Genomic DNA, 423 nt, shown 5'->3' with positions numbered 1-423 from the left:
TTTAAAATAAAGTTTCAGTAAAAATACATCAAAGATTAATAACAGGCAAAACGGCTGTAAATAAAGACTTTACAGCCGTTTTATGATTTTTTGGTAATGAGGTAAAAAGCAGTAAAAAGCGAGGTTTGGCAAAAGTAAGGTTACTAAAACGTTACTTTTAAATATTAGAAACAATCGTTTTAAAATACTGTATTTCAGCTTTCTGCACAGTTTTTCATATTGTTCCGTAGCTCACATAGGTTTAATTTTATCATTAAGAATTGTGAGTATGGAAACGACAAAAAAATCAACATTTAAGGTATTGTTCTACCTTAAAAAGAACGCCCCAAAGAAAAACGGAAAAGTTACGGTTATGTGCAGGATTACCGTAAACGGCAAACAGTCTGCATTCAGTACAAAGCTGGATATTTCCGCAACAAATTG

Annotated in this window: 1 protein-coding gene; it reads left to right on the top strand. The window is 31.7% G+C overall.

Annotated elements, in window-relative coordinates; all coding sequences use genetic code 11:
- Positions 1-268: 268 nt before the first annotated feature.
- The coding region (locus CF599_RS19360; protein WP_254050374.1) for an Arm DNA-binding domain-containing protein at positions 269-423 on the top strand (155 nt) is incomplete at its 3' end.

The sequence above is a fragment of the Myroides sp. N17-2 genome (assembly GCF_002286775.1).
Classification (GTDB): Bacteria; Bacteroidota; Bacteroidia; order Flavobacteriales; family Flavobacteriaceae; genus Flavobacterium.
Note: the sequence above shows the minus strand (reverse complement) of the source record. Positions and strands in the feature narration are given on the sequence as shown.